4 protein-coding genes are annotated in these 7,367 nt (G+C 73.1%); 3 read left to right on the plus strand and 1 reads right to left on the minus strand.

Translation table 11 applies throughout. The annotated features are described in order from the left end of the window. The first annotated feature begins 34 nt into the window (after positions 1–34). The 3 genes from HZS56_RS20390 to HZS56_RS20400 are packed head-to-tail and all read left to right on the plus strand — an operon-like array spanning position 35 to position 2,073. Positions 35–1,195, plus strand: a complete 1,161-nt coding sequence (locus HZS56_RS20390; RefSeq protein WP_216722173.1) for a hypothetical protein — start codon at positions 35–37, stop codon at positions 1,193–1,195. Between the two features lie 59 nt (positions 1,196–1,254). Continuing rightward, on the plus strand, positions 1,255–1,578 hold the full coding sequence (locus HZS56_RS20395) for a hypothetical protein (protein WP_216722174.1): 324 nt from the start codon (positions 1,255–1,257) through the stop codon (positions 1,576–1,578). 42 nt (positions 1,579–1,620) lie between these two features. Then, positions 1,621–2,073, plus strand: a complete 453-nt coding sequence (locus HZS56_RS20400) for a hypothetical protein (RefSeq protein ID WP_216722175.1) — start codon at positions 1,621–1,623, stop codon at positions 2,071–2,073. A 26-nt stretch (positions 2,074–2,099) separates the two neighbouring features. Here HZS56_RS20400 and HZS56_RS20405 read toward each other — a convergent pair whose 3' ends face one another. Then, complete coding sequence (locus HZS56_RS20405) at positions 2,100–6,740, minus strand: FtsK/SpoIIIE domain-containing protein (RefSeq protein WP_216722176.1); 4,641 nt, start codon at positions 6,738–6,740, stop codon at positions 2,100–2,102. Positions 6,741–7,367: the final 627 nt, after the last annotated feature.

Raw genomic sequence — 7,367 nt, forward strand, 5'->3', positions numbered from 1 at the left:
CGACGGCCGCAGCGGGAGGAATGGGAGGGCGCGGATGGCACCCGACAGATTCGCGGTCAGCTACGAGACGCTGTACGAACTCAAGCGTCAGATGCACCGGTTGGCCGACGACGCCGAGAGCGGCGGCGGTGGCGGCGTGTTCGAGGAGCTGGGCAAGCAGTCGTCCTCCGACAACAAGGACGTGTTCGGCAGCCAGTACGTCGCCTCGAAGTTCGGCCTTTTCTACCGGCTCTCCGCGAAGCGGGTGAAGGACGGCGCCGACGGACTGCGCAGGTTCGGCAACACCTTCGAGGGCTTCGCGCACGTGGCGTTCGAGCAGGACGGGGTGATCGCGTCCAGTGCCACCACGTCCGCGACGTCGATGCAGCTGAACCGGTGGAAGAGCGAGAAGGCGGCCCACGACGAGTGGGAGCAGAAGACCGACGCCTGGAACGCCTACGTGGAGAAGATCGGCGCCGCCGACTACCTCCGTGAGCACCCCGACACCGACATCGACACCGCCTGCCAGGCCGAGGGACCCGGCCGGCCCGCGTGGTGCGACACCTACCGCCAGAACATGTCGGACGACATCTACGAGGTCGACGGGATCAGCGACCGGGTGCCGCCCCAGCCGGGCGAGGAACCCGACAAGCCGGCCGACGAGCCGCCCAGCAGCGCCACCATCAAGGACGGCCGGGGCAACGTGATCTCCTCGGACGTCACCTACGACGACGACTACAACGTGACCACCGAGGAGTCCGTCGTCCGCCTGGAGAACGGCGAGGAGTACACCACGCGCACGGAGTACCACGGCAAGCCCACGCTCATCCAGCCGGACAACCCCGAGCCCGTGTACGACGACGAGAACGACCGGTGGACCTGGGACACGAAGCCCGCCTACAGCACCCAGGACTACACCAGCACGAGCACGTCCCCCGACGGGAGCGTCACGGTGGAGGAGGTCAGGATCGACGACTCCGGCTCCGAGCGGCCGGGCTCGGGCCAGAGGACGGTCACCACGACCAGCGAGGAGGACGGCGAGGAGACCGTGACCGTCACCGAGTACACCCGCGACGGCCCCTACGGCGAGTGGGTGAAGGTCGAGGACGAGAACGACAGCGGAGGCGACAGCGGCGGCGGGGACGACGAGCCCGTCACCGACCTCGACCCGACGGGCCAGAACTCGATCCCCGGCAACAGCCATTACAAGGTCTGATCACCATCACACCCCTTTTTGACCACACCCACTCCCCCACACCAGGAGGAACGTTTCCCATGAGCACGCCCGGCGCGAACATCCAGATGATCAGCAGTGAGGTCGACGAGGCCACCGCCGCAATGCGGCTCAGTAATGAGGAGGTGCTGACGCCCGCCGTCGTCAAGGCCAAGACGAAGGTGGCCGAGACCCTGGGCACCTCTCTCGTCCTGCCGGAGACGGGGGTGGTACTGGACGACAAGTTCACCGCGTTCATCGGGCAGCTCAACGATCTGGTCAACACGGTGTCCAAGTACGCGCACCAGTTCGACCAGATCAAGGAGGGGTTGCTGGAGATGGACCACAAGTACGCCCAGGCCATCCTCAATCCGCCGCAGCAGTAGCGGCAGCCGCCCCGGCTCACCCCACACCCACACGGAGACCCCATGGCGAACGACGACATCGCTCTTGTCTACGACGACATAGCGGACTGCTGCAGCGTGCTGGTCGCGCAGACCGACATCATCATCCCCGAGGTGTACTCGCTGATGCAGAAGGTCGACACCCTGCTCGACCACGGCCTCTACCTCGAACAGGCCTCCCCGGCGCTCAAGACGGCCTACGAGCAGTTCAGCCGCACCCTGCAGAGCGCCGGCGCCAGCCTGGAGATGTACGCGCAGATGTTCAGCAACATCAAGACCGCCTTCGAGAACAACGACAACGCCGCGATGGTCGGCGCGCTCGGCGGCCTGGACGGCGACGGCGGCTACGCGCCCGAGGCGACCGAGAACCCGATGAGCGAGAAGGACCCGCGCGCGTGGGCCCCGACCGGCGGCAACATCGGCGCCAACGTGAACTGGAACGCAGACCACACCCAGGTCACCAGCGTGGACAAGTAGCGCGCATCGGCCGTGCCGGGCGGCCGTTACTGCTGGAGCACCGTCAGCGGCACCTGCACCGCCAGGGCGCGGCCCGTCCCGTCACCGGTCCAGCCGCGCCCGGCGACGATGGTCGGCCGCATGTGCTGGGCGCCCAGCCGGGCCCCGACGATCTCGCCCTCGGTGAGGCTGCGCGGCCCCAGCAGCAGTCCGGCGCGGCCCCTGCGGGCGACGCCCAGCCATCCCATCGAGGTCAGTCCCTCGGCGGGAACGGCCGCGAGCAGGGCCTGTCCGCGTTCCTGCCCGGACGTGGCCAGCCGCCGCAGCGCCCGGTCGGCCTGGCCCGTCGCCAGCAGGTCGGCGTCGTCCACGACCACGACGACCTGCTGTCCGGCCAGTTTCTCCAGGGCCGACTCGATCTCCTCACCGGACGGGTCGGGGCCGCTGACGACCACGGCCAGGCCGTGCGCGGCGAGCTGCCGCAGGGGCGAGTCGCGCGGGGTGACGACGAGCAGCGCCGTGCCGCTCATCAGCAGCGAGACGCACATCCCGGCCAGTGCCGTGGACCGTCCGCTGCGCGGCGGTCCGACCACCAGGTAGGTGGGCGAGTCGCGTACGAAGTCGTGGCACATCGCGGTGGTGTCGTCGCCGCCCACCCCGACCAGCGCCCGCATGGGCCGCCACTCCTCCTGCGGCATGCCGTCCACGATCTCCTGGAAGGCGACCTGCCCCGGCAGGGCGTTGACCCGGAACGGACGCCGCGCCCCGTCGACCCCGCTGTCGCGGACGGTGGCCCGGCGGCCGATGGACCGCAGCGCGTCCGCCTGGTCCCCCGTCTCGGCGGATCCCGGTGCGGGCAGCAGCAGGATCTGCCCCTCGACGGCGCCGGGAGCGAACCAGCCGCGGCCCGGCGGGACGTTCTCGGGCACGTGCTTGCGGTCGATACCGGCCGCCGCGAAGTCCGTACGGTCGGTCTGCCGCAGCAGCAGCCGCTTGTCGTTGTGCTGCCCGGCCCGGCTGCCCAGGAGCTGCCGTTCGGAGGTGGCGACGACGTGGATGCCCGCGGTGACGCCCTCGCGCAGCAGCCGGAACAGCTCCTCGTTGAGCCGCCCGCCGTCGTACTTCTCCAGCAGGTCGGTCAGCGCGTCCCAGCCGTCGATCAGCAGCACGAGGTGCGGCGGCCGCTGGTCCCGGGGCAGCCGGGTGCGCAGTTCGGCGACGGAGGCGACGTCGTGCTCCGCGATCAGCGCCTGACGCTCCGTCAGCTCTGTCACCAGGCGGCGGATGAGCCGGTCCATCCGCTCCGGGTCCTGGCGCGGGACGACGGCACCGCAGTGCGGCAGTTCCTCCAGCACCGCCAGGCCGCCGCCGGCGGCGTCGAGACCGTAGAGGTGCACCTGGTCGCTGGCCAGGTACAGGGCCGCGCCGCCGGCCAGGGTGCGCAGTACCTGCGTACGGCCGGAACGGGGCGCTCCGATGACGTAGAGGTGCCCGAAGCGGGCCAGGTCCACGGTGCCCGGCACCTGGGCCTGACGGCTCGGCAGGTCGTAGCGGGCGAGCGGGATCTCGGGCAGCAGGGCACCGCCCGGCTCGGGGTCCCTGGACGGCTCGGGCATGACGAGCCGCTCGTCGAGCGGCGGCAGCCAGGGACGGGGCTGCGGCGAGAAGTCGTCCAGCGAGTCGGTGGCCGCGCGCAGGGCCTCCACCAGGAGGCTGAGGTCGGTGGGCGGGTCCTCGGTCCCCGCCCCGGACGGCGCCTCCTCCTCCGCCTCGGGGCCGGCGGCGGGCAGCGCCGCGGGGCGGCCCAGCGTCCGCCAGTCCATCTCCGCCCGGCGCACGACGTGCGGTGCGGCCGGACGTACGGCCTCGGCCCCGTGCTCCTCGTCGTCCTGGGGCAGCGGGCGCTCGGTGCCGACGTAGGCGGTCTGGAACGGCACGGGCGGCCCGTCGCCGCGCCGGATCAGGGCCCGGCCGGGCGTGGCCGGCGAGATGCCCGCGGCGCCGCCGGCGTTGATGATGTCCTGGCTCTCGTGGCGATCGGTGACGCGCAGCGCGATGCGCAGGTTGGTGTTGGCGCGGATCTCGTTGCTGACCGAGCCGGCCGGACGCTGGGTGGCCAGCAGCAGGTGCAGGCCCAGGGAACGGCCCCGCTGGGCCAGGCTGATCAGGCCGGGGACGAACTCGGGCAGTTCGCGCACGAGGGTGGCGAACTCGTCGATGACGAGCAACAGCCGGGGCAGCGCGGCCAGTTCCGGGTCGCGGGCGCGCTTGGCACGGTACTCGCGGTGGTCCTTGACGCCGACCTCGGCGAGGACCTCCTCGCGGCGGCGCAGTTCGGCGTCGAGCGAGGCGAGGGCGCGCTGCACCAGGTGGCCGTCGAGGTCGGTGATCATGCCGAGGGTGTGCGGCAGTTCCGCGCACTCCCGGAAGGCGCTGCCGCCCTTGTAGTCGACGAGGACGAAGACGAGTTCGTCCGGCCGGTTCTCCACGGCCAGGGAGGCGATCAGGGTCTGGAGCAGCTCGGACTTGCCCGATCCCGTGGTGCCGCCGATCAGGCCGTGCGGGCCGTCCTGCGCGAGGTCGAGGGCGACGGTGCCCTCGTGGCCCACACCGATGGCGAACACCGTGGAGGCGGGGCGCTTGAGCCAGCGGACCAGCAGGGCGGCCGGGTCCGGCGGGTCCTGCCCGATCAGCGGCAGCAGTTCCACCTCGGCGGGCATGCCCGCGTCGCCCTCCACGGTGACGTCGCGGACCGGTGCCAGGGCGCGGGCGACCTCCTCGCACCACTCGGGTGTGACCAGGTCGGCACGGATCTCGGAGACGGCACGGACGTTGGAGCTGCGCAGGGTCAGCCGGTTGCCGGTCGCGGTGATCACCGCGGCGCACTCCTCGGGCAGCACGCGCTCGCGTTCGTCCAGGCAGATGCTGTAGACGCGGACCGCCGGGCCCTCGGTGAGGATCGGCACCGTACCGGGCACGTCCCGCAGTCTCCAGGCGCCGTCCATGACCACCAGGATGTCCGGCTCACCGTTTCCCGCGGCTCCGGCCTCCGTCCGGATCTGGATCTCCGCGTACAGCTCACTGATCCGCTGCGCGGTGGACTCCGGGTCGTTGCCGATGGCGATGACGGGGGCCTTGTCCGGGCCGAGGCGGCCCGGCCGCAGGTGCGGCAGCCAGCGTACCCAGGCCCAGTCGGCGGCGCGGTCCTCTTCGGTCAGTACGACGATCCTGAGGTCGCGGGGGCTGTGCAGGACCGCCGCCTGGGCCACGTGCCAGCGGGCCAGGGCGAGGGCGGCGCGCGGGGCGCCGGTGATGCCGATGGCGCCGAGCTGCGGCAGGTCCACGCCGATCGGCACGTCGGCGAGCCGCCAGTTGACCTGCCGGTGGTTGCTCTCCCGCACCGAGTCGGTGATGCGTTTCAGTGAGGCGCGGGCGACGGTGCCCAGCCGCAGGGTGAGGTAGTCGCCGTGGTGCCTGCGGCGTTCCCACAGCTGGTGCCCGGGGCCGCGCGCGGTGAGGCGGACCGTCGCCGGGTCGGGGGAGGCGATACTCCGCTGCTCGCGTTCGTCGACGGTGGCCCGGCGCATCTCCCGCTCCAGGGCCGCCCGGCGCAGCCGGTACCGGCGGAGTTCCTCCTCGTGGCGCTTGCGGTTGGCGCGGCGGCCGGTCAGCCAGTTGCCCATCGCCATGATCGGGGTGAAGACGATCAGCGCGATGAAGTAGAACGACCGGATCAGGAACATCATGACGAGGCCCATGAGCAGCGGCGACATCATCATCATGAACGGGAACGGGCGGGGTCCGGCGGGCGTGGGAGGCCCCGGCAGGCTGAGGTTCTCGGCGTCCAGGTGGGGGGTGATGCGGGGCGGCCGGTTGTACTCGACGGTGAGTCCGTCGGCGGACAGCTTGACGGCGGCGTCGGGCGCGTAGGGCGGGGCGAGGCGCAGCAGGTGGTCGCCGAGGGCCAGGTCGGCCCAGAGCGGCCACTCCTCGCTGCCGTCCTGAGGCGGGGGCACCTGGCCGGGCGGGAGCGGCTCGGGCTCCGCCGGGAGTCCGTCCGGGCCGGGCGGCGCCGGTTCGGCGCTGTGGCCGCCGGGGCCGCCGTCCTCGCGGCCGGCCGGCTCCTCGTCGGTCAGCGGGGTGCCGGTCTCCGGGTCGACGGGCGGCGGCGGGGTGAGACTGCGCAGCCCGCACCGCTCCGGGTCGGCGTCCTCGGGCAGCAGGTAGCTCGCGGTGCCGTCGGCGTGCACGGTGATCCAGGTGCCGGCCGCCGGCGTCCCGTCGTCGTGCCCCTCGGCGGCGTCCTCGGGTGCGATGTCCGGCAGCCGTACGAGGCAGCCGCGGTCGGTGCCCACCTCGTAGAGGCCGGGGCCGAGCCGCCACACCTGCCCGGCGCCGGGACCGGCCACGTGCCGCAGCTCCAGCAGGGCCGGTTCGGTGGCGGACGGGCGCCGGGCCTCCCGGTCCTCGGCGGCCGGCGGGACGGGCGCGCCGAGCCCGAGCAGCGCGCCGTCGCGCACCCCGGCCCTGCCGAGCGGCGTACCGGGTTCCAGCGGCTCTCCGTCGAGGTAGAGCCGGGGCGTGGAGAGCGCCACCGCGAGTTCGTCCGTGGTGGTTTCGGGGGGCAGGTCGAGTATGTGGTCGGTGCGGCTGCCTTGCGCGTCCGCGGTGGTGATCGTGAGTTTCACTGGGGGTCCAAGCCGGGGGTCGGTGGCATCGGTCGGATACGGACATGGCGGCCGCCTCCCGGACCCGCCCGGAGGCGGCGGGAACGGCGGCGCGGGGACGGGAGCGGGGACGGGGACGGCGGTACGGAGACGGCGCGGTACGGAACCGGCGGTACGGAACCGGCGCCGTCCCGGCCGGGACGGCCGAGCCGACACCGCCCGCACGGCGGGAACGGACAACCGGCCCGCACGGACCCCGCCCAGCGGCCCGCACGGCCGACGGGCCGGCACCGCCGTTCGGCGCGGAGCCCCGGTCGCCGGCACCGAAGCGGACGCCGTCCCGGCCAGAACAGCCGAGCCGACGCCACCCGCACAGCGGGAACGGACGACCGGCCCGCACGGACCCCGCCCCCGAGCGGCCCGCACGGCCGACGGGACCGAGCTGCCGTTCGGAACGGGGCGCCGGCCCTTGGGATCGGTCGGGCAGGGCGCTGAGGCATGCGGGCGCCGGTTCGTGCGTACGGCGGTGCGGCCCCGCGCTCCCGGCCTGCACCCGGCATCGGTGGTCTGCGCGGGCGGTGGGCCGGTGCTGCCGTACGCGCGGGGGCAGGGTGGGCCGGCCGGTGCGGTGGGCGGGCCGGCCCACCC

The sequence above is a fragment of the Streptomyces mayonensis genome (assembly GCF_018982965.1).
Taxonomy (GTDB): Bacteria; Actinomycetota; Actinomycetes; order Streptomycetales; family Streptomycetaceae; genus Streptomyces; species Streptomyces mayonensis.

Excerpts from the sequence above, each read along its gene's own strand:
- HZS56_RS20390 (WP_216722173.1), top strand. The coding sequence starts at position 35 with ATGGCACCCGACAGATTCGCGGTCAGCTACGAGACGCTGTACGAACTC.
- HZS56_RS20395 (WP_216722174.1), top strand. The coding sequence starts at position 1,255 with ATGAGCACGCCCGGCGCGAACATCCAGATGATCAGCAGTGAGGTCGAC.
- HZS56_RS20400 (WP_216722175.1), top strand. The coding sequence starts at position 1,621 with ATGGCGAACGACGACATCGCTCTTGTCTACGACGACATAGCGGACTGC.